Annotated in this window: 26 protein-coding genes; 12 read left to right on the forward strand and 14 right to left on the reverse strand. The window is 73.3% G+C overall.

The features are described from left to right. Nucleotides 1-32: 32 nt before the first annotated feature. From Q5694_RS02080 to Q5694_RS02090, 3 genes are read right to left on the reverse strand one after another with little or no spacing between them, the layout of a single operon-like run. Nucleotides 33-386, reverse strand: a complete 354-nt coding sequence (locus Q5694_RS02080; RefSeq protein ID WP_333930207.1) for a UBP-type zinc finger domain-containing protein — start codon at nt 384-386, stop codon at nt 33-35. After that, a complete protein-coding gene (locus tag Q5694_RS02085) occupies nt 383-1,831 on the reverse strand; it encodes an ATP-binding protein (protein WP_333930208.1) in 1,449 nt (482 codons plus the stop codon). The genes Q5694_RS02080 and Q5694_RS02085 overlap by 4 nt, the downstream gene beginning before the upstream one ends. After that, a complete protein-coding gene (locus Q5694_RS02090; RefSeq protein WP_333930209.1) occupies nt 1,828-3,504 on the reverse strand; it encodes an FAD-dependent oxidoreductase in 1,677 nt (558 codons plus the stop codon). The genes Q5694_RS02085 and Q5694_RS02090 overlap by 4 nt, the downstream gene beginning before the upstream one ends. 182 nt (nt 3,505-3,686) lie before the next feature. Here Q5694_RS02090 and Q5694_RS02095 point away from each other — a divergent pair, with 182 nt between their 5' ends. Further along, on the forward strand, nt 3,687-4,580 hold the full coding sequence (locus Q5694_RS02095) for a universal stress protein (protein WP_333930210.1): 894 nt from the start codon (nt 3,687-3,689) through the stop codon (nt 4,578-4,580). Between the two features lies 1 nt (nt 4,581). Here Q5694_RS02095 and Q5694_RS02100 read toward each other — a convergent pair whose 3' ends face one another. The 3 genes from Q5694_RS02100 to Q5694_RS02110 all read right to left on the reverse strand — a co-directional run bounded on the left by Q5694_RS02100 (nt 4,582) and on the right by Q5694_RS02110 (nt 7,353). After that, complete coding sequence (locus tag Q5694_RS02100) at nt 4,582-5,814, reverse strand: DUF4032 domain-containing protein (protein ID WP_333930211.1); 1,233 nt, start codon at nt 5,812-5,814, stop codon at nt 4,582-4,584. Between the two features lie 38 nt (nt 5,815-5,852). Beyond that, nucleotides 5,853-6,599 (reverse strand): MBL fold metallo-hydrolase, encoded by a 747-nt coding sequence (locus Q5694_RS02105; RefSeq protein ID WP_333930212.1) that lies wholly within the window; start codon nt 6,597-6,599, stop codon nt 5,853-5,855. Between the two features lie 121 nt (nt 6,600-6,720). After that, nucleotides 6,721-7,353: an alpha-ketoglutarate-dependent dioxygenase AlkB gene (locus Q5694_RS02110; protein WP_333930213.1), complete on the reverse strand. Its 633-nt coding sequence runs from the start codon at nt 7,351-7,353 to the stop codon at nt 6,721-6,723. A 113-nt stretch (nt 7,354-7,466) separates the two neighbouring features. On the opposite strand from Q5694_RS02110, the gene Q5694_RS02115 reads away from it, so the two are divergent. Continuing rightward, nucleotides 7,467-8,108 carry a TetR/AcrR family transcriptional regulator gene (locus Q5694_RS02115; RefSeq protein WP_333930214.1) on the forward strand — a complete coding sequence of 214 codons (642 nt, stop codon included), beginning with the start codon at nt 7,467-7,469 and terminating at the stop codon, nt 8,106-8,108. 17 nt (nt 8,109-8,125) lie between these two features. Next, nucleotides 8,126-9,799 (forward strand): FAD-binding dehydrogenase, encoded by a 1,674-nt coding sequence (locus tag Q5694_RS02120; RefSeq protein ID WP_333930215.1) that lies wholly within the window; start codon nt 8,126-8,128, stop codon nt 9,797-9,799. Nucleotides 9,800-9,908: 109 nt separating this feature from the next. Here the strand turns inward: Q5694_RS02120 and Q5694_RS02125 are convergent, their stop codons facing one another. Next, entirely contained in the window at nt 9,909-10,259 is a 351-nt protein-coding gene (locus Q5694_RS02125) for a DUF488 domain-containing protein (protein WP_333930216.1), read from the reverse strand. A 142-nt stretch (nt 10,260-10,401) separates the two neighbouring features. Here Q5694_RS02125 and Q5694_RS02130 point away from each other — a divergent pair, with 142 nt between their 5' ends. After that, nucleotides 10,402-10,845 carry a DUF6098 family protein gene (locus Q5694_RS02130; RefSeq protein WP_333930217.1) on the forward strand — a complete coding sequence of 148 codons (444 nt, stop codon included), beginning with the start codon at nt 10,402-10,404 and terminating at the stop codon, nt 10,843-10,845. 23 nt (nt 10,846-10,868) lie between these two features. Here Q5694_RS02130 and Q5694_RS02135 read toward each other — a convergent pair whose 3' ends face one another. Both Q5694_RS02135 and Q5694_RS02140 read right to left on the reverse strand, forming a co-directional pair. Beyond that, nucleotides 10,869-11,120: a WhiB family transcriptional regulator gene (locus tag Q5694_RS02135; protein WP_333930218.1), complete on the reverse strand. Its 252-nt coding sequence runs from the start codon at nt 11,118-11,120 to the stop codon at nt 10,869-10,871. A gap of 102 nt (nt 11,121-11,222) precedes the next feature. Then, entirely contained in the window at nt 11,223-12,440 is a 1,218-nt protein-coding gene (locus Q5694_RS02140) for a saccharopine dehydrogenase family protein (RefSeq protein WP_333930219.1), read from the reverse strand. 113 nt (nt 12,441-12,553) lie between these two features. Between Q5694_RS02140 and Q5694_RS02145 the strand changes: the two genes are divergently transcribed. Next, the gene (locus Q5694_RS02145; RefSeq protein WP_333930220.1) at nt 12,554-13,264 is read left to right on the forward strand and encodes a TetR/AcrR family transcriptional regulator; all 711 of its coding nucleotides are present in this window, start codon (nt 12,554-12,556) and stop codon (nt 13,262-13,264) included. Nucleotides 13,265-13,276: 12 nt separating this feature from the next. Here Q5694_RS02145 and Q5694_RS02150 read toward each other — a convergent pair whose 3' ends face one another. Then, nucleotides 13,277-14,176: a LysR family transcriptional regulator ArgP gene (locus Q5694_RS02150; RefSeq protein ID WP_333930561.1), complete on the reverse strand. Its 900-nt coding sequence runs from the start codon at nt 14,174-14,176 to the stop codon at nt 13,277-13,279. Nucleotides 14,177-14,246: 70 nt separating this feature from the next. On the opposite strand from Q5694_RS02150, the gene Q5694_RS02155 reads away from it, so the two are divergent. Together Q5694_RS02155 and Q5694_RS02160 are read left to right on the forward strand one after the other, a co-directional pair. Further along, complete coding sequence (locus Q5694_RS02155; protein ID WP_333930221.1) at nt 14,247-14,864, forward strand: LysE/ArgO family amino acid transporter; 618 nt, start codon at nt 14,247-14,249, stop codon at nt 14,862-14,864. Between the two features lie 81 nt (nt 14,865-14,945). Then, nucleotides 14,946-16,241 carry an MFS transporter gene (locus Q5694_RS02160; protein ID WP_443040794.1) on the forward strand — a complete coding sequence of 432 codons (1,296 nt, stop codon included), beginning with the start codon at nt 14,946-14,948 and terminating at the stop codon, nt 16,239-16,241. 4 nt (nt 16,242-16,245) lie between these two features. Here Q5694_RS02160 and Q5694_RS02165 read toward each other — a convergent pair whose 3' ends face one another. The 3 genes from Q5694_RS02165 to Q5694_RS02175 all read right to left on the reverse strand — a co-directional run bounded on the left by Q5694_RS02165 (nt 16,246) and on the right by Q5694_RS02175 (nt 19,023). Then, nucleotides 16,246-16,701 carry a cyclic nucleotide-binding domain-containing protein gene (locus tag Q5694_RS02165; RefSeq protein ID WP_333930223.1) on the reverse strand — a complete coding sequence of 152 codons (456 nt, stop codon included), beginning with the start codon at nt 16,699-16,701 and terminating at the stop codon, nt 16,246-16,248. A gap of 321 nt (nt 16,702-17,022) precedes the next feature. Next, complete coding sequence (locus Q5694_RS02170; protein ID WP_333930224.1) at nt 17,023-18,534, reverse strand: aminotransferase class I/II-fold pyridoxal phosphate-dependent enzyme; 1,512 nt, start codon at nt 18,532-18,534, stop codon at nt 17,023-17,025. Between the two features lie 267 nt (nt 18,535-18,801). After that, entirely contained in the window at nt 18,802-19,023 is a 222-nt protein-coding gene (locus Q5694_RS02175) for a hypothetical protein (RefSeq protein ID WP_333930225.1), read from the reverse strand. 285 nt (nt 19,024-19,308) lie between these two features. Between Q5694_RS02175 and Q5694_RS02180 the strand changes: the two genes are divergently transcribed. From Q5694_RS02180 to Q5694_RS02200, 5 genes are all read left to right on the forward strand, one after another. Then, entirely contained in the window at nt 19,309-19,791 is a 483-nt protein-coding gene (locus Q5694_RS02180) for an ATP-binding protein (RefSeq protein WP_333930226.1), read from the forward strand. A gap of 215 nt (nt 19,792-20,006) precedes the next feature. After that, entirely contained in the window at nt 20,007-20,870 is an 864-nt protein-coding gene (locus Q5694_RS02185; protein ID WP_333930227.1) for a SigB/SigF/SigG family RNA polymerase sigma factor, read from the forward strand. A 31-nt stretch (nt 20,871-20,901) separates the two neighbouring features. Beyond that, nucleotides 20,902-21,171 carry a DUF5133 domain-containing protein gene (locus Q5694_RS02190; RefSeq protein WP_333930228.1) on the forward strand — a complete coding sequence of 90 codons (270 nt, stop codon included), beginning with the start codon at nt 20,902-20,904 and terminating at the stop codon, nt 21,169-21,171. 325 nt (nt 21,172-21,496) lie between these two features. Next, nucleotides 21,497-22,333: a DUF1206 domain-containing protein gene (locus Q5694_RS02195; RefSeq protein WP_333930229.1), complete on the forward strand. Its 837-nt coding sequence runs from the start codon at nt 21,497-21,499 to the stop codon at nt 22,331-22,333. 28 nt (nt 22,334-22,361) lie between these two features. Further along, the gene (locus Q5694_RS02200) at nt 22,362-22,796 is read left to right on the forward strand and encodes a hypothetical protein (protein ID WP_333930230.1); all 435 of its coding nucleotides are present in this window, start codon (nt 22,362-22,364) and stop codon (nt 22,794-22,796) included. Nucleotides 22,797-22,809: 13 nt separating this feature from the next. Here the strand turns inward: Q5694_RS02200 and Q5694_RS02205 are convergent, their stop codons facing one another. Then, a complete protein-coding gene (locus Q5694_RS02205; protein WP_333930231.1) occupies nt 22,810-25,047 on the reverse strand; it encodes an FUSC family protein in 2,238 nt (745 codons plus the stop codon).

Raw genomic sequence — 25,047 nt, forward strand, 5'->3', positions numbered from 1 at the left:
GACGGTCCCGGCCGCCGGCGGGTCCCGGCCGGCTAGCCGCGCAGCACCTTCGCCCAGTCCGCCGGGACCCGCCCGGCCGGGCCCGGCGCGGGCTGGTCGTCCGGGTGGCTCACCGGCGCGGCCAGTTCGGGCCCCTCCTCGTACAGCTCGTTCGTCTCGAAGTTCCAGAACCAGGTCTCACCCGGCTCGTAGCTCTGCACGAAGGGGTGCCCGGTCTGCCGGAAGTGGGCCGTGGCGTGCCGGGAGGGGGAGCTGTCGCAACACCCCACGTGCCCGCACTGCGCACACCGCCGCAGGTGGAACCACCACCCCCCGGCCGTGTCGCACTCCGCGCACCCGTCGCCGCTCGGCGGCACGTTCGGGTCGATGCCGTTCGCCTCGCTCATGCCGGCTCCTCCTCCTCCGCCGCTGTCAGCGGCAGCAGCACCTGAAATCGCGTGTCCCCCGGTTCCGACTCCACCTGGATGCTCCCGTGGTGCTTGTCCACCACGATCCGCCAGGAGATGTCGAGTCCCAGTCCGGTCCCCTCACCCACCGGTTTCGTCGTGAAGAACGGGTCGAAGATCCGCTCGCGGTGCTCGGCCGGGATGCCGACGCCGGTGTCCCGGAACTCCACCAGCAGCCGGTCGTTCTCCCGGGCCGTGCGCACGGTCAGCGTCCCGCGCCCGCCCGCGCTGTTCATCGCGGCGACCGCGTTGTCGACGAGGTTCGTCCACACCTGGTTGAGCTCCGCCGGGTAGGCCGGGATCCTCGGCAGGGTCCGGTCGTAGTCCTTGACCACCTGGATGTCCCGCCCGATCTTGCCCGAGAGCATCACCAGGGTGGAGTCGAGGAGTTCGTGCACGTCGGCGCGGCGGAAGGGCGCCCGGTCCAGCTGCGAGTACTGCTTCGCCGCGTCCACCAGGTGGGAGATGCGGGTGGTCGAGTCGCTGATCTCGTCCATCAGCAGCTCGGTCTCGACGGTGTAGCTGAGCCAGCCGACCGCGCTGGGCAGCATGTCCTCGTCCACCGCCGTGACGACCTGCTCCAGCCAGTCCATGTCCAGCCCCGCCTGCACGAACGTGGGCGCGATCCGCCAGCCCTCGGGGATCCCCCGGTCGTCGAGCCAGTCGGTCAGTTCGTCCTCCCGGTCGGCGGCCTCCAGCGGGCTGAGCGTGGGGGCCTTGGCGACGCGTTCGGCGGTCCGCTCCTGGATGTCGATGAGTTTCGCCATCACCTCGGGGGAGTACGAACCCTGGGCGATGACCGCCAGCTTGTGCCGCATCTTGCCGACCCGCTCCCGCAGGGTCGCCGTCGCCCGCACCGCCGCGGCCGCCGGGTTGTTCAGCTCGTGCGTGAGACCGGCGGACAGCGAGCCGAGCGCCAGCAGCCGCTCGCGCTGGCCGATCATCCGCTGGGTGTTCTTCGAGCCGAAGAACAGCCCCTCCAGCAGGTGCACCGCCATCGGGAACCACTCCTGCATGACGCCCGCGAAGGTGTCGGCGGGCAGCACGAAGAACCGGGTCGGCTCCGTGACGCGCATCGAGTTGTTGTAGACCTGCCGCACCCGGTCGCCCAGGTACGCCTGCATGGACCCCGCGTACACCCCGCGCTGGGAGGTCCGGCTGACCTCCACGTCGTCCCCGCCGACCCGCCGGTACAGCACGACCGTGCCTTCGAGCATCACGTAGAAGCAGGTGGCGGGCTCACCCTCGGTGTACACCGGTCCGGGTTCGAACCGCTCCACCCGTCCCTCGGCGCACAGCCGGCCGAGCTGTTCGGGTGTGAGCTTCTCGAACAGGAACAACGCCCCGATCTCCGCGGGGTTGCACGGCAGGCACTCCCCGCTCACGACTGCTCCAGGTACCGGTGGACGAGCATCACGGCCATGGCTCCCTCTCCGACGGCGGACGCGACCCGCTTCGCGGACTCCGAGCGGGCGTCGCCCGCCACGAACACCCCGGGCACGTTGGTCTCCAGGTGGTACGGCGGCCGGTCCAGCTCCCAGCCCTGCGGCGGCCGCCCGTCGGGGGTCAGGTCCGGCCCGGCCAGGATGAACCCGCGCTCGTCGCGCAGCACCGTCCCGTCCAGCCAGTCCGTCAGCGGGGCCGCGCCGATGAACACGAACATCCACTGCGCGTCGACCTGTTCGGACGCACCGCTGTCCACGTCGCGCAGGGTCAGCCGCTCCAGGTGACCGTCGCCGTGCGCCTCCTCGACGACCGTGCGGGTGCGGACCTGGATGTTGGGGGACTCCTCGATCTGCTGGATCAGGTAGTGCGACATGGACGCCGTCAGCGACTCACCGCGCACCAGCAGCGTCACCGACTTGGCGCCGCGCGAGAGGTACATCGCCGCCTGCCCGGCGGAGTTGGCGCCGCCGACGATGTACACGTCCTGGTCCTGGCAGGCGGGCGCCTCCGTCAGAGCCGATCCGTAGTACACGCCGCAGCCCGTCAGGTCCGCGCAGCCCGGTGCCGCCAGCTGGCGGTAGGAGACGCCGGTGGCGAGGATCACGCTGTGCGCGGCGACCGCCGAGCCGTCGGAGAACCGGACGATCCGCGCGGCGCCGCCGGCCTCCAGCGCCGTCACCTCGCGTGCCGTGAGGATCTCGGCGCCGAACTTGGCCGCCTGCCGCCGGGCCCGGTCGGTGAGCTGTGCGCCCGACACACCGTCGGGGAAGCCGAGGTAGTTCTCGATGCGGGAGCTCTGTCCGGCCTGGCCGCCCGTCGCCGACCGCTCGACCAGCACGGTCCGCAGTCCTTCGGAGGCGCCGTAGACCGCGGCGCCGAGGCCGGCCGGGCCGCCGCCGATCACGACGAGGTCGTAGAACTCGGCGGCCGGCGTGGTGGCCAGCCCGACCTTCGCGGCCAGGTCGACGGCCTCCGGCTCCACCAGTGGCGTCCCGTCGGGGGTGACGACCACGGGCAGCCGCAGCCCGTCCTCGCCGGCCGCGGCCAGCAGCCGCCGCCCCTCCGGCTCGTCGGCGGAGTACCAGCGGTAGGGCACCTGGTTGCGTGCGAGGAACTCCCGCACCTGCGAGGAGCGGGCCGACCAGCGGTGCCCCACGACCTTCGTGGCAGGCACCGGCCGGAAGTCGCTGGAGCGCCACGCCCGGAGCAGGTCGTCCAGCACCGGGTACAGCTTCTCCTCGGGCGGGTCCCACGGCTTGAGGAGGTAGTGGTCGAGGTCCACGACGTTGATCGCGTCGATCGCCGCGCTGGTGTCCGCGTACGCCGTCAGCAGCACGCGCCGGGCGCCCGGGTAGACGTCCAGGGCCTGTTCGAGGAACTCAATGCCGTTCATCTGAGGCATCCGGTAGTCGGCGAGGATCACGGCGACCAGGTCGCCGCGCAGCTTCAGCTCCCGCAGCGCCTCCAGCGCGGACTCGCCGGACTCCGCCCGCACGATCCGGTACGTCGCGCCGTAGCGCCGCCTCAGGTCACGGGCCACGGCCCGTGAGACCCCCGGATCGTCGTCCACGGTCATGATGACGGTCCGCGCCGTTTCGGCGGCCTGTGTCATGCGTCCCCCAGCACCGGGCGGTCGACTCACGGCACGGCGACCCGGGGCACCGCGCCGGCCTTCGCCCATCGTATGTTCGATCGCCGCCTTGCGCTCCGATACCGAGATCCGCTCCACGCGGCCACGGCGGGGTGGGGGAGACTGATCGCCATCGTCCGACGCTCACCCCAGGAGGCAGCCGCATGACACGCCCGATCACCGCAGGGCTCGACGGATCGCAGGAGAGCCTGGCCGCCCTCGGCTGGGCGGCCCGCGAGGCGGTACGGCGCGACCGGCCGCTGCACGTGGTGCACGCCTGGCGGGTGGAGGACCGGGAGGCGCTCCCGGCGGCGATCCAGGGTGACGCGGACCGGCAGGCCCGGTGGGTGCGCGGCGCCGTGGACGAGGCGGTCGCGACCGTCACCGAGCGCCATCCCGGCCTGAAGGTCACCACGGACGTCGTCCAGGGCGAGGCCGTCGGCACCCTGGTCGCCGCCGCGTCGGGCGCCGATACGCTGGTGCTCGGCTCGCGCGGGCACGGTCCGATCGTCGGCTTCCTGCTCGGTTCGGTCGGCCAGCAGGTGATCGCCGAGGCCACCCGCCCGGTGGTGCTGGTCCGGGCCGCCGACCGGCCCGCGGGCGAGGCGGCCGGACGCGAGATCGTCGTCGGGCAGCAGGGCGACCCGCAGGACAGCGCCGAGGTGCTGCGCTTCGCTTTCGAGACGGCCGCCGCGCGCGGGGCGACCGTGCGGGTCGTCCGCGCCTGGACGCTGCCGCCGCTGTTCACCTACAGCCCCGGCTCGCTGAAGCTCCTCGACGAGGCCGGTGGGCTGGAGCCGTACGAGAAGAAGGGCCTGGCCGACGCCGTACGGCCCTGGCGGGAGCGGTTCCCCGAGGTGCACGTGGTGGAGCACGTGGAGATGGGCAGCGCCGGCCAGGTGCTGCTGTCGGTGGCCGGGACGGCCCAGCTGATGGTCGTCGGCCGCCGGGCGCGCCGCACTGCCGTCGGCGCGCGGATCGGCTCGGTCGCCCACGGGGTGCTGCACCACGCGGACTGCCCGGTGGCGGTGGTGCCGCACCCCGCGTCGGCGCGGTAGCTCAGTCCCGCGCCGGCTGCAGGGTCCCGCCCGTCCCGGGCAGGACGTTCTCGATGTAGTCCCGGACGGCCGTGTCCAGGCCGATGTCGTGCTGGGCCCGCTCGGACAGGTACCAGCGGTGCTCCAGGAGCTGGTGGTAGATCTCCGCCGGGTCCATGGCACCGCGCAGTTCGGGCGGCACGGCCCGCACGGTCGGCCGGAACACCTCCCGCACCCAGCGGTGGGCGAGCACCTCCGGCCTGGCGGCGAGGGGATCCGCCGGGTCGTAGTCGTCCTGGGTCGCCATCCAGCTCTCCAGGTCGTTCAGCAGCCGCCGGGCCTGGTTCTCCTCGGTGTCCAGCCCGGTCAGGCGCAGCAGCTGGCGCTGGTGGTGGCCCGCGTCGACGACCTTGGGCACGAAGGTGACGGTGTCGCCGTTCGAGGCGTGCTCGATCTGCATCTCCGCGACGTCGAAGCCCAGGTCGTTCAGGCGGCGGATGCGGCGTTCTATGTAGTGGTACTTGCCGGCCGGGTACACCGAGGTGCGGGTCAGCTCGTCCCACAGGCCGCGGTAGCGGGCGCAGATCTCCGTGCCGAACTCGATCGGGTCCACGGACGGGTGCAGCGCCCCGGAGGCCTCCAGGTCCAGCAGCTCCCCGCTGATGTTGACCCGGGCGAGATCGAGGTCGTACTCCCGCTGCCCCTGGCTCAGTTGCGGGTGCAGGTCACCGGTCTCGGCGTCCACGAGGTAGGCCGCGTAGGCACCCGCGTCGCGCCGGAAGAGGGTGTTGGACAGCGAGCAGTCGCCCCAGGCGAACCCGGCCAGGTGCAGCCGCACCAGCAGCACGGCGAGGGCGTCCATCAGCCGGTGCATGGTGGCCGGGCGCATGGTCGTCTCGAACATCGAGCGGTACGGCATCGAGCCGCCCAGGTGCCGGGTGACCAGGACGCTCTCCAGCGGGGCGCCGTCCGCGTCGGTGCGGCCGGTGACCACGGCCAGCGGGTCCACCGCCGGGATGCCGATGCGGTCCAGGTCGCGCAGCAGCTCGTACTCGCGCAGCGCGGGCCGCTCGGCCAGCTCCTTGACGGCGATCACCTCGTCCCCGGCCCGGGAGTAGCGCACCACGTGCCGGGAGATGCCGCGCGGGAGGGGGACGAGGTACTCCTCGGGCCACTCCTCCAGGGGTAGGTCCCACGGCAGTTCCAGCAGGAGCGCGGGGTGCTCCGGGTTGGTCGCGCTGATCTGCAGTGCCATGGGCCGGTCGTCCTCGTCTCGCCGATCGTCGCCTCACTCTAAAGGGCGCGTTCCCGGGCCCGGAGCGCGGCGTCGCGCACCGGACCGCGGTGCACCGGGCCATGCCCGGGCAGCAGCACCTCGGCCTCCAGGACCGCCAGCGCGTCGAGGGAGGCCGCGGCGCGGGAGCGCTCGCGGTGGAACATGTCCGGCAGGAGCTGCGGCCCCTCGGTGCGCGAGGTGGGGTGTCCGGTGACCAGGGCGTCGCCGGAGACGAGCACGCCGGTGCCCGGCAGGTGGTAGGCGCAGTGCCCGTCGGTGTGGCCCGGGGTGTGCACCGGGACGGGCCGTCCGGGCACGTCCAGTGCGCCCGGCCCCGGGAAGGCCAGCGGAGCGGTGACGGGGACGTGGGCGGTGCCGCCCGAGCGCAGCGCGTGCACCGCCCACGGCAGCACGCCCGGCCGCCAGCCGTTGCGCAGCACCGTGCCGACGGACACCTGGTGCAGGAACTCCCGCCGGGCGTGCGGCACTTCGGCTTCGTGCAGGTACACGGGAGTGCCGTGGGCGGCGCTCAGGTGCTCGGCGGCTCCCAGGTGGTCGTTGTGCGCGTGGGTGATCAGCACGGCCGTGACGGCCTCCGGCGCGCTGCCCACCTGCGCGAGGGAGGCGAGGACCTGTTCCCGGTCACCGGGGTAGCCGGTGTCGATCAGCGTGACGGCGTCCCCTTCGGTGAGGATCACCCAGTTCGTGTGCGAACCGTGCACCAGATAGGTGCCGTCCGCGACGTGGTGCACGTCCGCCTGCATGATCGCCTGCCCAGTGTCCGTGTGATCGCTGCTCCCGACGGGGACAGGAAAGCAGACAGCGGCGGGGGCGCGGGCGGCGGGTCCGGTCGACGGGGCCGGGGCGGCCGCCGGCGGGCGTGAGTCAGCGCACGCCGTGCGGGCGGAACTGGATGCTGATGCGCGGCCCCGTCGCCCGGGTGCTCTTGGGGATGGCGTGCTCCCAGGTGCGCTGGCAGGAGCCGCCCATCACCACGAGGTCGCCGTGGCCGAGCGGGCGCCGCACGGTGCCCCCGCCGCCGCCCAGCGGCCGCAGCAGCAGGTCCCGGGGTGCGCCGACGGACAGGATGGCGACCATGGTGTCCTCGCGGGCACCGCGCCCGATGCGGTCGCCGTGCCAGGCGACGCTGTCCCGCCCGTCGCGGTAGTAGCACAGGCCGGCCGTGGTGAAGGGCTCGCGCAGCTCACCGGCGTAGTGCGCGCCGAGCGCGTCGCGGGCCTCGGTCAGCACCGGGTGCGGCAGCGGGTCGTCCACGCCGTAGAAGGAGAGCAGCCGGGGGACCTCGACGACGTGGTCGTACATCGTGCGCCGCTCCGCCCGCCAGGGCACCTGCGCGGCGAGGTGCTCGAACAGCGTGTCCGAGCCGCGGAGCCAGCCGGGCAGCACGTCCAGCCAGGCGCCGGAACCCAGTTCGGTGCGGCGGATCCCGTCGAGCGGACCGAGGCTCAGCTCGTCCGCCTGGTCGAACAGGGAACCCTGGAGGTGGTGCGCGGTCATGGGCCCCAGTGTACGACTATTCGAATGCCTGTTCCATTGATCGCGAAGTGCCCTCCCGGCCCTTCCGATGCGTTCGCGTATCGGATACGTTCCCGTATCGAACGGAGGCGGGCATGGTGAGGACACCGGGGACGACCGGCCGTGTGACCAGGCGCCGGGTCCGTACCCGTGCCAACCTCCTGGACGCGGCGTTCGCCGTCTTCGCGGCCAAGGGCTTCGGGCGCGTCTCGATCGAGGAGGTCTGCGAGGCCGCCGGCTACAGCAGGGGCGCCTTCTACTCCAACTTCTCCAGCCTGGACGAGCTGTTCTTCGCGCTCTACCAGGCGCGGGCCGACCTCATCGCCGAGCAGGTGGCCGGAGCCCTCGCACTCGACGGTCCCGGCCTCGACGTGCCGGCCGCCGTGGACCGCGTGACCGACGTGCTGCTCCTGGACCGTGACTGGCTGCTGGTCAAGACGGACTTCCTGGTGCACGCGGCCCGCGACCCCGAGGTGGCGCGCAGCCTGCTGCTGCACCGCGCCCGGCTGCGGCGGGCCATCGCCGACCGGCTCGCCCGGGCCCGCGGCAGCGCCCCGCTGCCCGCCGTCCTCGGCGGCACCGACGGCGCCGCCCACGCCGTGGTCGCGGCCTACGACGGCGTCACCGTCCAACTGCTGCTGGACCGGGACGCCGGGCACGCCCGGGCCTGGCTGAAGCAACTGCTCACGGCCCTGCTGACCGACGGCAGCGGCACCCCCGACCGCGCGCGGAACTGAAGAAGGGAACGGTCGCCATGGACGCCGATGTCATCGTGGTCGGAGCGGGCCTCGCCGGCCTGGTCGCGGCACACGAACTGACCAGCAGGGGCAGGAAGGTCGCGCTCGTCGACCAGGAGAACGCCGCCAACCTCGGCGGCCAGGCCTTCTGGTCGTTCGGCGGGCTCTTCCTCGTCGGCTCGCCGGAGCAGCGGCGCCTGGGCATCAAGGACTCCTTCGACCTGGCCTGGAGCGACTGGCGGGGCAGCGCCGGCTTCGACCGGCTGGACGACGAGGACTCCTGGGCGGTGCGCTGGGCCCGCGCCTACGTCGAGTTCGCGGCGGGGGAGAAGCGGTCCTGGCTCGACGGTCACGGGATCACGTTCCTGCCCACCGTCGGCTGGGCCGAGCGCGGCGACCTCACGGCACACGGGCACGGCAACAGCGTGCCCCGTTTCCACGTCGCCTGGGGCACCGGCACCGGCGTCGTCGAACCCTTCGTCCGCCACGCCGAGCAGGCCGCCCGGGACGGGCTGCTCGCCTTCCACCACCGGCACCGGGTCGACGCCCTGGTCACCGAGGAGGGTGCGGTGCGCGGCGTGCGCGGCACGGTCCTGGCCGAGGACCGCTCGCCGCGCGGTGTGGCCTCCAGCCGCGAGGCGGTCGGCGAGTTCGAACTGACCGCCCAGGCCGTCGTCGTCACCAGCGGCGGCATCGGCGCGAACCACGACATCGTCCGCCGGTACTGGCCCGAGCGCCTGGGGACCCCGCCGAAGCGCATGGTCACCGGCGTCCCCGCCCACGTCGACGGGCGGATGCTGGACATCAGCGCCGAGGCCGGCGCGCGCCTGGTCAACCGCGACCGCATGTGGCACTACACCGAGGGCCTGCGGAACTGGGACCCGATCTGGCCCGGCCACGGCATCCGCATCCTGCCCGGCCCGTCCTCGATGTGGTTCGACGCCCTCGGCCGCCGGCTGCCCGGCCCGTACCTGCCCGGCTACGACACCCTCGGCACGCTCAAGCACCTGCGCACCACCGAGGACATCGCCGGGTACGACCACTCCTGGTTCATCCTGACGCAGAAGATCATCGAGAAGGAGTTCGCGCTGTCGGGCTCCGAGCAGAACCCCGACATCACCGCCAAGGACCGCGCCGGGTTCCTCAAGGAACGCATCCTCGGCAAGGGCGCACCCGGACCCGTCGACGCGTTCCTGCGCAAGGGCGCCGACTTCGTCACCGCGCCCGGCATCGAGCAGCTCGTGGAGAAGATGAACGCCCTCACCGACGAGCCGCTGCTCGACGCCGAGGCCATCAAGCGCCAGATCGAGGCCCGCGACCTGCAGACAGCCAACCCCTACGCCAAGGACGCCCAGGTGCAGGGCATCCGCAACGCCCGCCGCTACATCGGCGACCGCCTCGGCCGGGTCGCCACGCCGCACCGCATCCTCGACCCCGCGGCGGGCCCGTTGATCGGCGTCAAGCTGCACATCCTCACCCGCAAGACCCTCGGCGGCATCCAGACCGACCTCGACTCCCGCGCCCTGGGGGCCGACGGCAAGCCGGTCGAGGGCCTGTACGCGGCGGGCGAGGTCGCCGGGTTCGGCGGGGGAGGCGTGCACGGCTACAACGCGCTGGAGGGCACCTTCCTGGGCGGCTGCCTCTTCTCCGGCCGCGCGGCCGGACGGGCAGCGGCGAAGGTGACCGCCTGACGGTGGCGCGGAGGCCCTCTCACCTCGCGGGGACCGCCCCCGAGTGCCTCGCCCAGAACCGTGCGGCGGCGGGCGCGGCCGTCAGCTCGCGACGAGGCGGGCGCGGCTCTCAGCCGGTGAGGAGGCGGGCCAGGACCGCGGCGTGGCTCCGGTCCGGCGTCTTCGACGCCGTCAACAGGGTCACGTCGCCCTCGCGGACCAGTTCGCGCACCCTCTCGAGGGCCTCGGCCGCCTCGCCGGCGGCCAGCTCCGCCTCGTACCGCTCGGCGAACTCCTCGTGACCGCCCTCGCCCGCGTGGTACCAGCGCCTCAGCCCGGTCGACGGGGTGAGCGCCTTCGGCCAGACGTCGACCCGCGCCGCGTCCTTCGCCAGCCCGCGCGGCCACAGCCGGTCGACGAGGATCCGGACCCCGTCCTCCGGCTCGGCGGGGTCGTAGACGCGGCGCACACGGACACTCATGGCCGGCTCCTTCCGGCAGGGCGACGGTGCCGTGAGCGTAACCCGGTCCGGCCGCCGGCACCGCCCGGACCGAAACGGCAGATTCCGCGCGCGCCGGGCGGGTACTCCGACCGCCGACAGCGCCGAACGAGGAGGTCACGACATGAGCGCGACGGACGACCTGCCGGTCGTGCGCACACTCGACGAACTCGCCGAACTGGTCGAACAGCACGACGGCCTGTACGTCCGCTGGTCCCGCGGCCCGGAGACCGACCTGCGCAGAGTGTCCAGCAAGGACGATCTGACCGGCGTGCAGATGCCGGGTCTGTCCGCCAACCCGCTCGGCGTGGAGGAGTGGTGGGAGGACCGGCCGGTCCGCCTGTGGGTGGCGCGCCGCCTGTTCGACTACGCCCATCTGCCGCACGAGAAGGGCCCCGGGGTCCAGCCCTGGGTGCTCGCGGGGCGGGAAGCGGCCCGGGGGCCGGACAACGAACCGCTGGTCGTCGAGGCCCGGCCGCTGTGCCGGATCGACCGGAAGGTGATCGACGAGGCGAAGGCGGAGGTGGCCCGGCAGGAGAACCCCTGGGGGACGCTGCGGCGCAGCTGACCCCCAGGGGGAAGGGGCGGGAGTCAGCCGGAGCGGCGGCGGGCGGCGGCGCGCCGCTTCAGCGCGCGGCGTTCGTCCTCGCTGGTCCCGCCCCACACTCCGATGGACTGCCCGCTCTCCAGTGCCCACTGCAGGCACTGCTCCTGCACCGGGCAACGCCGGCACACCCCCTTGGCCTGTTCCGTCTGCAACAGGGCCGGGCCGGAGGTGCCGATCGGGAAGAACAGCTCGGGATCCTCGGTCCGGCAGGAAGCGTGGTGTCGCCAGTTGTCCATCGAAGTCACCTGCATCGCGGTAGAAATGTGCAGTTTCGGATGCTCACTTCTCTTCGGGTCACCTGTCGATGCGCGGTGAAACCGGGGTTTCCGGACGAACCGTCACTGCACGCGCACGCCCCAGGGGGAACCGTAGGCCGTCAGCAGGTCCAGGAACGGGCGCGCGGGGAACGCCTCGGGGCCGAGCACCCCCGTCCCCGACCAGGCGCCCGTGGCGAGGAGTTCGAGCGCGACCACCGGGTTGACGGCGGTCTGCCACACCACGGCCTGGGAGCCGTACTCGGCCATCGACCACTGGTTGTCGACCACGTGGTAGAGGTACACCTCCCGCGGCTCGCCGTCCTTGACGCCCCGCACCCAGGTGCCCGCACAGGTCTTGCCGTGCATCCGCTCGCCGAGTGTCGCGGGATCGGGCAGGCACGCGGCGACCACGTCCCGGGGGGAGACGGCCACCGGGCCGTCCGGCCCGGGCACGGTCACCGGCTCGGTGCGGTCCAGCCCCAGCAGATGGAGCGTCTTCAGCGTCTCGACGAACTCCCGGCCCAGGCCGTACTTGAAGGTCACCCGGCGCGCGTCGACCCAGCGCGGCACGAGCAGCACCTCCTCGTGCTCCACGTTCACGCACTCGACTTCCCCGATGCCCTCGGGGAAGTCGAACACCTCGGGCTCGCTGAAGGGTTCGGTGGTGAACCAGCCCCGGTCGCTCTCGTAGACCACCGGCGGGTTGAGGCACTCCTCGATGGTGGTCCAGATGCTGAAGGACGGGGCGAAGTCGTACCCGTCGACGGTCAGGTTCGCGCCGTCGCGGATGCCGATCTCCTCGATCTCGTCGAAGAGTTCGTCGGCGGCGTACCGGGCGAACACGTCGGACAGGCCCGGCTCCACGCCCATGCCGACCAGGGCCAGCAGGCCCTCCTTCTCCCAGTCGGCCGCCTGCTCGAACTGCTCGTCGCCCAGCTTGACCCCGCACTGGGCGTAGGGGCGCTCGGCGTGCGGGCGGGACAGTGACATCGCCATGTCGAGGTAGGTGGCACCGGCCGCGCGGGCGGCGCGGAAGAGCGGCATCACGAAGCGCGGGTCGGTGGCGTTGAGCAGGACGTCGCAGCGGTGCCGCGCGAGCAGCCGGGAGACGGCCGTCTCGTCGCTCGCGTCCACCTGCTCCGAGGTGAAGCGGGCGTCCCCGCCGAGCGCGGCGACGGCCGTCCGGGCCCGGTCCGGGTCGTAGTCGGCCACCACCATGGCCTCGAAGAACGGCCGCCGGGCCGCGATCCGGGTGATCGCGCCGCCCACACCGCCGGCACCCACGAGCAGTACACGCATGACAGAAACTCCCTATTCGCGAAGAACGTGACGCGCCTTGGGAGAGATACAACGCCGCCCCGTGGCTTAAGGTCAATGTCGTTGGCATAAGGACACCAGGAGGGAGTACCGCCGTGCCCAAGCCCGTGGTGCCCGAGGACAAGCGCCGCCGGCGCAGGCCCACCAAGAGCGGGACCGTGCTGTCCGAGGAGCTGATCGTCGCGACCGCGCTGCGCATGCTGCGCGAGCACGGCAGCGCCGGCCTGACCGCCCGCCGGCTCGGCCTCGCGCTGGACGCCGACCCGAGCACGCTCTACCGGTACTTCCGCGGCATGGACGACCTCACGCTCGCCATCGGCGACGCCCTCATCGGCCGGGCGCTCGACGGCTGGCGGCGCACCGGCCGGTGGCGGGCCGATCTGCGCTCCTTCGGGCTGCGCGTGCACGCCGCGTACGTCGAGCACCCGCAGGCGGCGGTGCTCACCGCGAGCCGGGTCTCCGGCCGGGCCAGCGAGATCGCCGCCGACGAGGCGGTGCTGGACGTCCTGCGCACCGCCGGGTTCCCCCTGGCCGAGGCGGTGCGGGTCTACCACGCCTTCATCGACACCACCCTGGCACTGGCCGCGCTGGACGCCGCCTCCCTCGCGCTGCCCGCCGACTCGCTCCGCTCCGACGAGGAGATGTGGCGCTCGACCTACGCCCGGCTGCCCGCCGCCACGCATCCCCGTATCGCCGAGGCGGCACCCCTGCTCGCGACCCGCATGGTCACCAGCGCCTACCCGACGGCCCTGGAGATGCTGCTGGACAGCGCGCAGGCCCGGCTCGACGCCTGCCGGGAGGCGTGAGATCCGGACGTCTCAGGCGCGCAGGGCTTCGGCGGCGACCGCCGTCACGGCCTGCGCGACCAGGGCGAGCGCGGGGGAGTCGAGCTTCCACTGCTGCCAGTACAGCGGCACGTCCACGGCCCGGTCCGGCGCGATGCCCACGAGCCGGCCGTCCCGCAGCAGGGGTTCCGCCTGGGCTTCGGGCACCAGACCCCAGCCCAGCCCGGCCGCGACCGCCTCGGCGAACCCCTCCGAGGTGGGCACGTACTGCCGCAGCGCACTCGCGCCGCGCCGGCCGGCCGTCAGCCGGCGGACGAAACCGTCCTGGAAGTCGTCCCGCCGGTCGAAGACCACCACCGGCACCTCGGTCAGCGCCTGCGCCAGGGGTGCGCGCAGGCGGCGCGCGGCGAAGTCCGGGGCGGCCACGGGGAGGTAGCGCATGCGCCCGAGGGGGCGCACCGAGCAGCCCGGCACCGCGTCCGGCGACGAGGTCACCGCCGCCATCACGACCCCCTCGCGGAGCAGGGCCGCCGTGTGGTCCTCGTCCTCGCGGCGCAGTTCGAAGCAGAGCCGCGCCTGACGCGGCACCCGCGTGAGCACCGGCAGGAACCAGGTCGCCAGCGAATCGGCGTTCACCGCCACCGACACCCGCGTCGGCTCCCCGCCGCCGCTCAGGCCCAGCTCCGCGTACGCGTCGTGCTCCAGTCGCGCCACCTGGCGGGCCAGCCGGACCAGCACCTCGCCCGACTCCGTCGGCCGCACGGGCTTGGTCCGCAGCAGCAGCACCCGCCCCGTGCGCTGCTCCAGCGCCTTCACCCGCTGACTGACCGCGGACGGCGTCACGTGCAGGGCGGCCGCCGCCGCGTCGAAGGTCCCCTCGTCCACGACCGCGAGGAGGGTGCGCACCTGGTCCAGCGGGAGATCGGTCATCATCACGCGTACTAACGATACGTAAGAATCTTTAGCTGGACCCGCCTCGGCGGCGGTCCGTAGCGTCGACGCCATGACCAGCACCCTCACCGCCGGCGCCGCCGGTTTCGGCACCGGACTGTCCCTCATCGTCGCCATCGGCGCCCAGAACGCCTTCGTGCTGCGCCAGGGGATCCGCCGCCAGGCCGTCCTCGCCGTCGTCGGCATCTGCGCCCTGTCCGACGCCCTGCTCATCGCGCTCGGCGTCGGCGGTGTCGGAGCGGTGGTGGTCGCGTGGCCGGGCGCGCTGCGGGCGGTCGGCTGGATCGGCGGCGCGTTCCTGCTGTGCTACGGCGCCCTCGCCGCCCGGCGGGTGTTCCGGCCCGACGGCGGGGCGCTGCGGGCGGAGGGGGAGGCGGCCGGCTCCGTGCGCCGGGCCGTGCTGACCTGCCTGGCGATGACCTGGCTGAATCCGCACGTCTACCTCGACACCGTCTTCCTCCTCGGCTCCGTCGCCGCCGACCACGGTTCACTGCGCTGGACCTTCGGCCTCGGGGCCGTGCTCGCCAGCCTGTGCTGGTTCACCGCCCTGGGCTTCGGCGCCAGGATGCTCGGCCGGTTCCTGGCCAGGCCCGCCGCCTGGCGGGTGCTGGACGGCCTGGTCGCCGCCACCATGATCGTGCTCGGAGCCGTGCTCATCGCCCGAAGCTGACACCGGCCGCCGCGGGCCCGGCGACCGGTGCGATAGTGATCCCCGGCCGGAAAGATGTACCGAGCATCGAGGAAGCGGCGCGTGGACGCGAGCGAGAACAGGACCGAAGAGCGGGCAGCCCCGCCCGAGACGCCCCGGCGGCGCGGCTGGCGGCGCTGGGCCATGGACACCCGCCCGCTGCGCCGCCCGGCCTACCGCAGGCTGTGGGGCTCCACGATCGTCACGGCCGTCGGCAGCCAGCTCACCGCCGTCGCCGTGCCCAAACAGATCTACGACATCACCGGATCCTCGGCGTGGGTGGGCGCGGCGAGCCTGGCCGGCCTGGTCCCGCTGATCGTGTTCGCGCTGTGGGGCGGGGCGATCGCCGACACCATGGACCGGCGCAGACTGCTGCTGATCACCAACAGCGGTATCGCCCTCACCTCGGTGCTGTTCTGGCTCCAGGCCCTCGCCGGCCTGGACTCGGTGGCCGCGCTCATGGTGCTGCTGGCGATGCAGCAGGCCTTCTGGGGCCTGAACGCGCCCGCCCGCAGCGCCTCCATCGCCCGGCTGGTGCCGGAGGACGAACTGCCCGCGGCCAACGCCCTCGGCTCGACCGTGATGCAGACCGGGCAGGTCGCGGGCCCCCTGCTGGCCGGCGCCCTCATACCCGTCGTCGGGCTGCCCGAGCTGTACCTCATCGACGCGCTGGCCCTGTGCGTCACGGTGTGGGCCGTGTACCGGCTGCCGGCGCTGCCGCCCCTGTCCGGCACGACGGTCGGGCGCCGCGCGGGAGTGCGGGAGATCGTCGCCGGCTTCCGCTACATCTCCGGGCACGCCGTCCTGCTGCTGTCCTTCCTCGCCGACATCGTGGCGATGGTGTTCGGCATGCCCCGTGCCCTGTTCCCGCAGCTCGCCGCGCAGACGTTCGCACCCTGGGGCGAAGGCTTCGCGCTGGGGCTGCTGTTCGCCGCGATTCCCGTGGGGGCCGTGCTCGGCGGGCTGTTCTCCGGCACCTTCTCCCGGGCCCGGCGGCACGGCTGGATGGTCATCGGGGCGGTCGTGGTCTGGGGCGCGGCCATCACCGGGTTCGGTCTGAGCCGCAGCCTCTGGGTCGCGGTGGCGTTCCTCGCGCTCGCCGGGGTGGCCGACATGGTGTCCATGGTCTTCCGCGGGGCGATCCTGCTGTCGGCCGCCACGGACGAGATGCGCGGGCGCATGCAGGGGGTGTTCACCGTGGTCGTGGCGGGCGGGCCGCGCCTGGCCGACGTGCTGCACGGCACCGCCGGCTCCGCCTTCGGCCCCCGCACCGCCGTCGCGGGCGGCGGGCTGCTGGTGGTCGCCCTGATGGTGGTGCTGGCCGCCGCCGTCCCGGCGCTGCGGCGCTACCGCGTCTGACGCCTCACAGGGCGCCGCGCCGGTGCAGCGTGTACTGCTCCATCAGCTTGCCCCGGGTCATCTCCAGGCGGTGGGCCAGCACCTCGGCGACACTGCGCACCAGCGTCAGCCCCAGCCGCGGGTCCTCCTCGCACAGCCGCAGCACGGCTCCCGCGTCGAACTCGTAGGCCCGCACCGGGCTGAACGCCACCGCGCCGAAGTCCCAGACGTACGGGGGGAACAGCCACGACCAGCCGAGCAGGTCGCCCGCGCCGAGACTCGCGACGGTCACCCGCTGCAGTGAGTTCACCTGCTGGTCCAGGGAGACGGCGCCGGAGCGGATGACCCAGAAGCGGTCGGCCGTGCCGCCGGGCTCGAAGATCCGGGCGTCCTCGGGGAAGGAGACCTCCCGGGCGAGCTCCATGAGGTGCTGCCGCTGGGGCGGGGGCAGGGCGGTCAGGAGTTTGATCGCTTTGGTCATGCGGGGCTCCTCGCCGGGCGGTCGACTGGGCTGCTGTCCCTATGCCCATTTCAGCCGCTCGGGGGAACCGGGGCACCTCGGCGTCGCCGACTTCCCGGCTCCGAACCCGCCGCACCGCCCGCCGGTTGCGTCCGGGCAGGAAAAAGCCCTGGCTGGACGGGGGAAACCAGCCAGGGCAGTACACCGTGGTGCACGAAGGACGGCGGGGGGTCCGCTCCGTCACCACGTATGGATGAACGGTAAACCATTCGACGCGCCCGTGCGTACCGGAAACCGGGTTGCGTGACCCGTTTCACTTCCGGTGCCGCTGCGCCCGCTCACCTACGCGCTCCTGCTCGCCTGCGCGCCCTTGCTCGCCTGCGCCCGCTCGTCGAGCACCCGGACCGTCTCCAGCTCGGGGTCGGTCGGGTCGGGCAGGTGCATGCCCGCCTCCAGTCCGCTCCGCAGATACGCCAGCACCGGCTCGGTGAGCCGCTCGCCGGGGAGGACCGCCGGGATCCCCGGCGGGTAGGGCGTGATCATCTCCGCGGCGATCCGCCCGGCCGCCTCGGCGACGGGCACGGCCTCCGCCGGGCCGAAGAACGCGTCACGCGGCAGCAGTGCCTGCTCCATCCGCAGACCGGCGGGCGAGGGCACCTCCACCCGCGGCGCCCCCGGCAGCTCCCGGGCGGCCCGCGCCAGGTCCTCCAGCGCCTCCAGGAGTTCCCCGGCGGTGTCCCGGTCGTCGCCGTGGGTGATCTGCATGCCGATGCGGCGGTGGTCCACCAGGTGAGCGTCGACGTGCCGGTGCTCACGCAGCCAGTCGGCCGCCTGGAACCCCGTGACGCCCAGACCGGAGAGGTCGATGACACAGGGCAGCGGGTCGAAGTCGTCGGACCGGCCCGGACCGCAGAAGTCGTCCCGGTCGTTGACGTGCAGTCCGTCGATCCTCTCGACGGCCGCCCGCACCTCGGCCGCGAGGTCCAGCGCCCCGCCCATGAGCTCCTCGCCGCGCAGCGCCATCTGCCGCCGCCAGCCGTCCAGTCCGGCGTAGATCAGCACCGACGGGCTGGTGGTGCCCAGCAGATCGGCGCGCATGCCGAGCAACTCGGGCGGGACCAGGTCGCCCCGCAGGTGGAAGACCGACCCCTGCTCCAGGCCGCTGCCCATCTTGTGGATGCTGGTCACGCAGATGTCCGCGCCCGCGTCCATCGCCCAGGAGGGCAGACCGGGGTGGAAGGGAAGGTGCGCGCCCCACGCCTCGTCCACGATCAGCGGCCGGGAGCGCCGGTGACACACGTCGGCGATCGCCCGCAGGTCCGCGCAGCCGCCGTAGGGCGTGGGGCTGGTGACCAGTGCGCCGCGCGCGTCCGGGTGCGCCTCGAAGGCCCGCTCGAACTCCTCGGCCGACGGGGGGTGGGCCAGGTGCCGTTCGGGGTCCCAGCGGGGCTCGACCCACACCGGCTCGATACCGGAGACGATCAGCCCCGACACCACCGACTTGTGGGCGTCCCGCCCGATCAGCAGCTTCTCGTGCGGGCCCGCGACCGACAGCATGGCCGCCTTCACCGACAGGGAGCTGCCGCACGTGCTGAAGAACGTGTGATCGGCGTGGACCGCGTCGGCCATCAGCTCCTGCGCCCGCTCCAGCACCCGGCCCCGCTTGAGACGGTCGTCCAGGCCTCCCGACGCCAGCACGTCCCCGTGGAACACCGCGTCCCCGAGGATCCGCCGGACCTCCGGGTCGGCGCCGCGGGCCTGCTTGTGCCCGGGCGGTGTGAACGACAGATGTCCCTTCCTGCGGTACTCGTCGAGGGCTTCCAGAACCGGTGCACGGGTGTGGTCGACTGTCATGTGCACCAGGTTCCCGACACGAACCCGGGCAATCCGCCCCCCCCACCGGCCGCCGGTCCACGCCGTCACCCGGCCGGCCGCCCGGCGGGCAGCGATCCGCACCCGCCGTCCCGGGGGAAAGCCGTCACCGTCGTCCACCCCGGGCGCGGGGAGCGTCCGGGCGGGCCGTGGCGGGGCCGTCGTCACTCGACCGGCCCCCCGCCGCCCGTCGAAGTCGGGGCGTACCCCCGCCCGCGGTGATGGCGGTGATCGCCGCCGGGCGCCGCGTCAGCCTCCCGCGGCGTGCCGGCCCGGGGAGACGATCTCGTCCAGGACCCGCACCACCGCCTCGTAGGACATGCGCCGCACGGCGGCGTCCCGGGCTCCCTGCGGGTCGGTCGCGTCCAGTTCCTCGCTCCTGGCCCGCCACGTCCGCTCCTCCTCCAGCGCGCACTCCCTCGCACGCTGGATGCGCCGCAGCAGTTCGTCGGAATCCACCACATCGGTCATGACCACCGCCTACCCCGTGAACGCCCGGGGATGGCACGGGCGTGCGGCCGTCCGGGGTGGCCTCGGTGCCGGAACCTGGGCCGTAGGGGCCTTTCCGGCCGGGCCGAGGTTTGCAGTTGCGGCGCGAGGTGAGCCGAACAGGAGACCCGCGGCCGGGCGTACGCCCCGAAGGCCGCGGCAGGCAGCAGGAAGCGGTGGATCCGCGGACCCCCGGTGCGCCGGGCGGGCGGACACCTGGCGCGGTCCCGATCCGGCTTCCGTCCGCACCGACCAGGGAGCTGCAGGATGTGCGACGAGCACATGACCGACTTCTATCTCTCCGAGCCGCCGGGGGCGGAACGGCTCCGGCCGCGCAAACCCGCCGAGGCGCGCCTGGCCGTGCGGCAGGCCGTGGCCGAACGCTGCCGCGCCACCCGCACCCGGTGCGACGCCGACGCCCTCTCCGACGCCCTGCTCGTAGCCTCGGAGCTGACCAGCAACGCCATCCTGCACGGCGGCGGGGTCACGGACTTCCAGGTGGACGTCGACGGCCCGCGGGTGCGCGTCTCGGTGAGCGACCGCAGCGACCGGCTGCCCGTGGCCGCGCCGCGCACCGACCCGCAGGGGCGCACGCGGCACGGTGGCCACGGCTGGCCGATCGTCTGCAGGCTCTCCCGCGACATCCGGGTGTCCGACCTGCCCGCCGGAGGCAAGTGCATCACCGCCGTCGTCCCCCTGGTCCGGCAGGCCGCGGACCCGTCCCCGCACCCTTCGGCGGGCAGGCCCTGAACCGTGCTCGCCGTGAGGTGCGGAAAGCGGGATGTCGGATTCTTCGGCACAGTGGAGTTTGCTGCCCCGGGGTAGGGGCAGACGCAGTTTCGTGCTTCGGACCGGAGGCGCGCCAGCGGGAGCTGTATGGCTGCCCCGGAGGCCCACTTCGGCGTTTCCGGACAGCGTTCCTCCCGCGGTCAATCCCTGAAACGACCGTTCAGGAGCGAATCCGCATGCTCATCGATACGCCCACCCCTCGTCCCGGCACGCCCGAAACGACGGCCCCCTCCACCCGGCGGCGTCACGACGACGCCCCCGACACCGCGGCCCTGTTCGCCCGGATGGCGGAACTGGAGGAAGGCCCCGAGCGGGACGCCGTCCGCGACGAACTGGTCACCCTCTGGCTGCCCATGGCCCACCGCATCGCCGGCCGCTTCCGCGACCGCGGCGAGTCCCTCGAGGACCTGCGTCAGGTGGCCGCCCTGGGTCTGGTCAAGGCCATCGACCGCTTCGACCCGAGCCGGGGCGCCTTCGAGAGCTACGCCGTCCCCACCATCACCGGTGAGGTCAAGCGGCACTTCCGCGACCGCATGTGGGCCCTGCGCGTCCCCCGCCGTGTGCAGGAACTGCGCAACAAGGTGCGGGTGGCACGGCGTGAACTCACCCAGAACCCCGGCAGCCCCGAGCCCTCCGTGGCGGACATCGCCCGCCACACCGGCCTCAGCGAGGAAGAGGTCGGTGCCGGGCTCGAGGCCCTGGAGAGCTTCAGCACCCTGTCGCTGGACGCCGAACTCTCCACGGACGACGACGGCTACAGCCTCGCCGACACCCTCGGCGCCGCGGACTCGTCGTTCGACATCGTGATCGACCGCGAATCCGCCAAGGAAGGCCTGCGCCGGCTGCCCGAGCGCGAACGGGCCATCCTCTACATGCGCTTCTTCGAAGACATGACCCAGAGCCGGATCGCCGACCGGCTCGGCATCTCCCAGATGCACGTGTCCCGCCTCATCAGCCGCAGCTGCGCGCGTGTGCGCGACGAGGTGCTGGGACAGCGGACCGGGAAGCGGGGCACCGGCGGCCCCTCCACCACGGTCTGACCCACCGAATCTCACCGAGGAGCAACGAACCATGCTGAGGCCCAACCCCGCCGTGCTGCGCCGTCTCGTCGACGAGTACGAGGCACTGTCCGCCGCCGACGCCGGCCGCGGTCCCGCCGAGACGAACCCGCGGGCCCGCGACCTGGCGTACACGCTGTGCGTGACCACCGGCACCCGGGATGTGCGACGCGCCCTGGAAGCCGCCCACCAGTGGCTGGCGGCCGCATCCGCTCCGGCCCGGGAGACCATCCCCGCTCCCGCGGCCGCCGAGGCACGCGTGCCGGCCGCCGGGAGCGCCTGACCACGTGCGCGCCTGACGGCGGGGAAGGCGAGCCTGAGCAAGGGGCCCGGCCGACGGCGACAGCCGCGGCCGGGCCGCCTCGTGCCCGGACAGCGACCAGTCTCCTGTCCCCTGCGGGGCGGACCGCCGACGACGAGCCGGAGAGGCTGCGCGCCGAGGTGCGCGACCTGCGGGCCCGGGCCCGGTGCAGCCGTCGATCCCGCCCCCGTGACCCGAGGGCCGTGCGAGCAGCGCGCTTGCGGGAGTGAGGCGCCTTTCCGCTACGGCTCCGCGCGCCGGGTGTGTGGCCCCTGACCCGGGGCATCCGCACCTCCGGGAGGTCGAGATGAACACGAGTGCGATGGCACGGAACGGGTTCCGGGCCCGGCGCATGGCGCGGGGTTCGGTCACCGAGGGGGCGGCACGGGCGGGCCTGAGCGCCCGCGGCGTGATCTACCTGCTGGTCGGTGCGCTGGCCGTGCAGATCGCCTTCGGCGACACGGGCAAGCAGGCCGACCGCGGCGGCGCCCTGGCGGAACTGTCCCAGAAGCCCTTCGGCGCCGTACTGCTGTGGGCGCTGGGCATCGGCCTGGTGGGCATGGCGCTGTGGCGGCTGTCCGAGGTGGTGTTCGGCTCGGTCGGCAAGGACGGCCGCAGCCCCCGCAAGCGGCTGCTGGCGGCGGTGCGCTTCGGCTTCTACGGCTTCGTCGCCTACTCCGTCCTGTCCTTCGCGGCCACCCGCCACCAGAGCGGCGGCGGGAACAGCGACCAGCAGTCCCGCGACGCCACCGCCAAGGTGATGGAGATGCCCGGCGGCCAGTGGCTGGTCGGGGCGGCGGGCATCGCCGTGATCGGGGCCGGCTGCTGGATCGGTGTCCGGGCCGCGATGCGCAAGTACCACGACAAGATGCGCATGGGGCAGATGAGCCGGCGCACCCGGCAGTTCGTCGACGTCACCGGTGTGGCCGGCGGCGTGGCCCGCGGCCTGGTGTTCGCCGCCGCCGGTGTCTTCGCGGTCCGCGCCGCCGTCGACTACGAGCCGGACAAGGCCAAGGGCCTGGACGACACCCTGCGCACCTTCGCCGAGACCCCGCTCGGCCCCTGGCTGCTGGTGATCGTCGCGGTCGGACTGGTGCTGTTCGGAGTGTTCTCCTTCGCCATGGCCCGCTGGCGGCGCGTCTGATCCGCGCCGAACGGGGAACACGAGGCCAATGAGCGATTCCGAGATTCCGCATGGTGATGGCCGTCCCGTGGACGTGTACCTGGACCTCCTGCGCATCCGGATGGACACGGAGGACTACAACCTCCTGATGCGCACGGTGGAACCGGTGCTCCAGGCGATCGACGAGGAACGCCTGTCCAGCCTCGACTTCGCGCTCGACTCCGGGACCGACGACGAACTGCCGCAGGAGGTCCGTGACGAGGTGGCCCTCGTCATCGCCACGGCCGTCACCGGCCGCCTGGACAACGAGGTGATAGAACTCGACCTCGACGACACCGGCCCGGTCAGGATCGTCACGGACGCCTCCACGGCCTCCGACCCCGTCCGGCTCGGCGAGATCGCCGACTACATCAAGGAACGGCACCGGCAGACCGAGGAACTGCGCGGCATCGCCGAGGTGAGCGGACTGCCCACCGACTTCTGAACCGCGGCCCGCCTCATGTCCGGGGCGGGCCCACCCGTACCCCCAGGGGCCGGGCCAGGCCCACCACGGCCTCGTCCAGCCGCTCCAGGTGCCGCAGCACGCGGTCGGTGATCCGGCCGTAGCGCGGCCTACCGGCGTCCGAACCCAGCAGCGAGGCGATGCTCGGACCGGTCTCCACCAGCGCTTGCGCGCGTTCGTCCGCGACCCGGGCCGCGATCGCCTCGATGTTGCGCACGGTACGCCCGGCGGCTCCGCGCAGTCGCGGGTCCGCCGCGATCGACGGATGCGTCGGCAGCAGCTCGGCGGTCGCCGCCAGGGTCCGCGCGTGGTACGCGCACGTCTCCAGCAGGGCCACCACGTACCGGGCCGTGTCCCGGCGGCTGCGCAGCGGCGTGACCGGATGGGTCAGCGGCTGGACGGCGGCCCGCAGATCGGCCAGCGCCTGGTCCAGGTCGCGCGCCTTGTCCAGCAGGTCGTCCGCCGGCCCGCCGCTGAGCTGCCCGACCGCCGCCTGCGTGACGTCGGACAGCCGCTCCAGAACGGTTCCGAGCAGCTCGTTGGTGCGCCGGTCGGTCTGCACCGGCAGCACCAGCGCCGCCGCCACCACTCCGCACAGGGCGCCCAGGGCCGTCTCCTGGATCCGCAGGACGAGCACGTCGAGGCTGTAGGTGTGCAGCAGCGTGTACAGCAGCCCCAGCATCGCGGTGACGAAGAACGACATCAGCGTGTACGACAGCGGCGCCGTGTAGAACATCGCGAAGATCAGCACCAGCACCAGGGCGAACGCCGTCCCGGTGTGGTTGCCGACCAGGCCCGCCAGCACGATCCCGGCCACGACGCCGAACACCGTCCCCAGCAGCCGCCGGTACCCCTTGACCAGGATCTCGCCCGTCGAGGACGTGTTGATGAAGACGATCCAGCAGGTGAGCACCGCCCAGTACCAGCGCTGCGTGGACAGCAGCTCGCCGCCCAGGATCGCCAGTGAGGACCCCACGGAGACCTGCACCGCGGCACGCGTGGTGGGCCGCCGCAGTCCCGTCTGCTCCTCCTGCGCGGGCTCCTCGGCGCCGCCGTCGATCGCCAGCTCCTCGGCGTCCAGCTCCTCGCGGGAGCGGGCCGTCGCGGGGGAGTCGTCCGACTCGTCCTGCGGGCCGTCCAGCGCGATCCGCAGTCCGAGCACCGCCCGGGCCGCCTCGCCGATGCCGCGGAAGACGTCCTGGACGGCGGCGGACGCGGGCGGCAGGTTCTCCTCGTCGCGGTAACCGAGGAGCCGGTTGCGCACATGGGCCAGTGCGGTCCCCGCGTCCCCGGCCCGCAGCACCAGGGCGTGCAGCGCCTGAAGATCGCGGCGCAGCGTGACGGTGGACTCGTCGGGCACGGCGGGCACGGTCACCGACGGGGCGGGCGCGCCCGGCAGGTGCAGGGTGAGCGTGTCGGCCCGTTCGGCGCTGCGGGCCGTCAGCAGCAACAGCCCGAGCCGTTCGGCGGCGATCTCGGCGTCCGCGATGCGGCGCTGCACCAGCCGCGCGGCCGACTCGTCGGGAGTGCCCTCCTCCAGCCGTCCCTGGATCATCATGGCCGTCTCGTGCAGCCGCGCGGTGCCCCCGCGGACGGCCTCCAGCGCCTTGTCCATGTCGTCCGCGCCGGCGTCGAGCAGCTCCAGCTGCGCGGCCACCAGCTGCGCCAGCCGGGCCCGGAAGGCCAGCCGCAGCCGGACCAGGACGGACGCGGGCGTCGCCGGCACGACCGCGAAGCGCAGCACCGCGCTGGAGGCGAACGCCAGCGCGATGGCGCCCCACAGGGCGGGCAGCCCGGAGACGGTCGCGCCCACGAACAGGGACAGGAAGTAGACCTGGAAGGCGATCAGCCCCAGCGCGGTGCCCCGGTCGCCGAAGCGGCGGCCGTAGACCGCGCAGAAGATCAGGACGACGAAGAAGACGTCGCCCACCACGGGGAGCGTGGACAGCACCGCGCTCAGGGACACCGACGCGAACGCCACGGGCAGCCCGGCGGCGAGCGTCACCGCCTGCGGGCCGAGCTGCTTCTCCCGGATGGCGAAGGTGGCGACCATCGCCGCGATGGCCCCCGCCACCAGCAGGTGCACATCGGCGCCCAGCAGGGACAGCAGCGCCACGGTGAGGGCGATGGCGCCGACCGTCCGCAGCCCGGCCGTCAGCCGCAGCAGCCCGGGGTCGGACGCCGCGACCCGGTCCCGCAGTCGTGTCCGCACCGAGCGTCCTGCTGCCCTCAC

It is taken from the genome of Streptomyces sp. AHA2 (assembly GCF_036857595.1).
In the GTDB taxonomy this organism is placed as follows: domain Bacteria; phylum Actinomycetota; class Actinomycetes; order Streptomycetales; family Streptomycetaceae; genus Streptomyces.

What these genes read in the sequence shown, in the direction of transcription:
- Q5694_RS02090 (WP_333930209.1), bottom strand. Translation starts at nt 3,504, where the DNA reads ATGACACAGGCCGCCGAAACGGCGCGGACCGTCATCATGACCGTGGAC.
- Q5694_RS02080 (WP_333930207.1), bottom strand. Translation starts at nt 386, where the DNA reads ATGAGCGAGGCGAACGGCATCGACCCGAACGTGCCGCCGAGCGGCGAC.
- Q5694_RS02150 (WP_333930561.1), bottom strand. Translation starts at nt 14,176, where the DNA reads ATGATGACCGATCTCCCGCTGGACCAGGTGCGCACCCTCCTCGCGGTC.
- Q5694_RS02200 (WP_333930230.1), top strand. Translation starts at nt 22,362, where the DNA reads ATGAGCGATTCCGAGATTCCGCATGGTGATGGCCGTCCCGTGGACGTG.
- Q5694_RS02165 (WP_333930223.1), bottom strand. Translation starts at nt 16,701, where the DNA reads ATGACCAAAGCGATCAAACTCCTGACCGCCCTGCCCCCGCCCCAGCGG.
- Q5694_RS02095 (WP_333930210.1), top strand. Translation starts at nt 3,687, where the DNA reads ATGACACGCCCGATCACCGCAGGGCTCGACGGATCGCAGGAGAGCCTG.
- Q5694_RS02140 (WP_333930219.1), bottom strand. Translation starts at nt 12,440, where the DNA reads ATGCGTGTACTGCTCGTGGGTGCCGGCGGTGTGGGCGGCGCGATCACC.
- Q5694_RS02170 (WP_333930224.1), bottom strand. Translation starts at nt 18,534, where the DNA reads ATGACAGTCGACCACACCCGTGCACCGGTTCTGGAAGCCCTCGACGAG.
- Q5694_RS02130 (WP_333930217.1), top strand. Translation starts at nt 10,402, where the DNA reads ATGAGCGCGACGGACGACCTGCCGGTCGTGCGCACACTCGACGAACTC.
- Q5694_RS02115 (WP_333930214.1), top strand. Translation starts at nt 7,467, where the DNA reads ATGGTGAGGACACCGGGGACGACCGGCCGTGTGACCAGGCGCCGGGTC.
- Q5694_RS02105 (WP_333930212.1), bottom strand. Translation starts at nt 6,599, where the DNA reads ATGCAGGCGGACGTGCACCACGTCGCGGACGGCACCTATCTGGTGCAC.
- Q5694_RS02110 (WP_333930213.1), bottom strand. Translation starts at nt 7,353, where the DNA reads ATGACCGCGCACCACCTCCAGGGTTCCCTGTTCGACCAGGCGGACGAG.
- Q5694_RS02190 (WP_333930228.1), top strand. Translation starts at nt 20,902, where the DNA reads ATGCTGAGGCCCAACCCCGCCGTGCTGCGCCGTCTCGTCGACGAGTAC.
- Q5694_RS02185 (WP_333930227.1), top strand. Translation starts at nt 20,007, where the DNA reads ATGCTCATCGATACGCCCACCCCTCGTCCCGGCACGCCCGAAACGACG.
- Q5694_RS02120 (WP_333930215.1), top strand. Translation starts at nt 8,126, where the DNA reads ATGGACGCCGATGTCATCGTGGTCGGAGCGGGCCTCGCCGGCCTGGTC.
- Q5694_RS02195 (WP_333930229.1), top strand. Translation starts at nt 21,497, where the DNA reads ATGAACACGAGTGCGATGGCACGGAACGGGTTCCGGGCCCGGCGCATG.
- Q5694_RS02135 (WP_333930218.1), bottom strand. Translation starts at nt 11,120, where the DNA reads ATGGACAACTGGCGACACCACGCTTCCTGCCGGACCGAGGATCCCGAG.
- Q5694_RS02100 (WP_333930211.1), bottom strand. Translation starts at nt 5,814, where the DNA reads ATGGCACTGCAGATCAGCGCGACCAACCCGGAGCACCCCGCGCTCCTG.
- Q5694_RS02180 (WP_333930226.1), top strand. Translation starts at nt 19,309, where the DNA reads ATGTGCGACGAGCACATGACCGACTTCTATCTCTCCGAGCCGCCGGGG.
- Q5694_RS02155 (WP_333930221.1), top strand. Translation starts at nt 14,247, where the DNA reads ATGACCAGCACCCTCACCGCCGGCGCCGCCGGTTTCGGCACCGGACTG.
- Q5694_RS02175 (WP_333930225.1), bottom strand. Translation starts at nt 19,023, where the DNA reads ATGACCGATGTGGTGGATTCCGACGAACTGCTGCGGCGCATCCAGCGT.
- Q5694_RS02125 (WP_333930216.1), bottom strand. Translation starts at nt 10,259, where the DNA reads ATGAGTGTCCGTGTGCGCCGCGTCTACGACCCCGCCGAGCCGGAGGAC.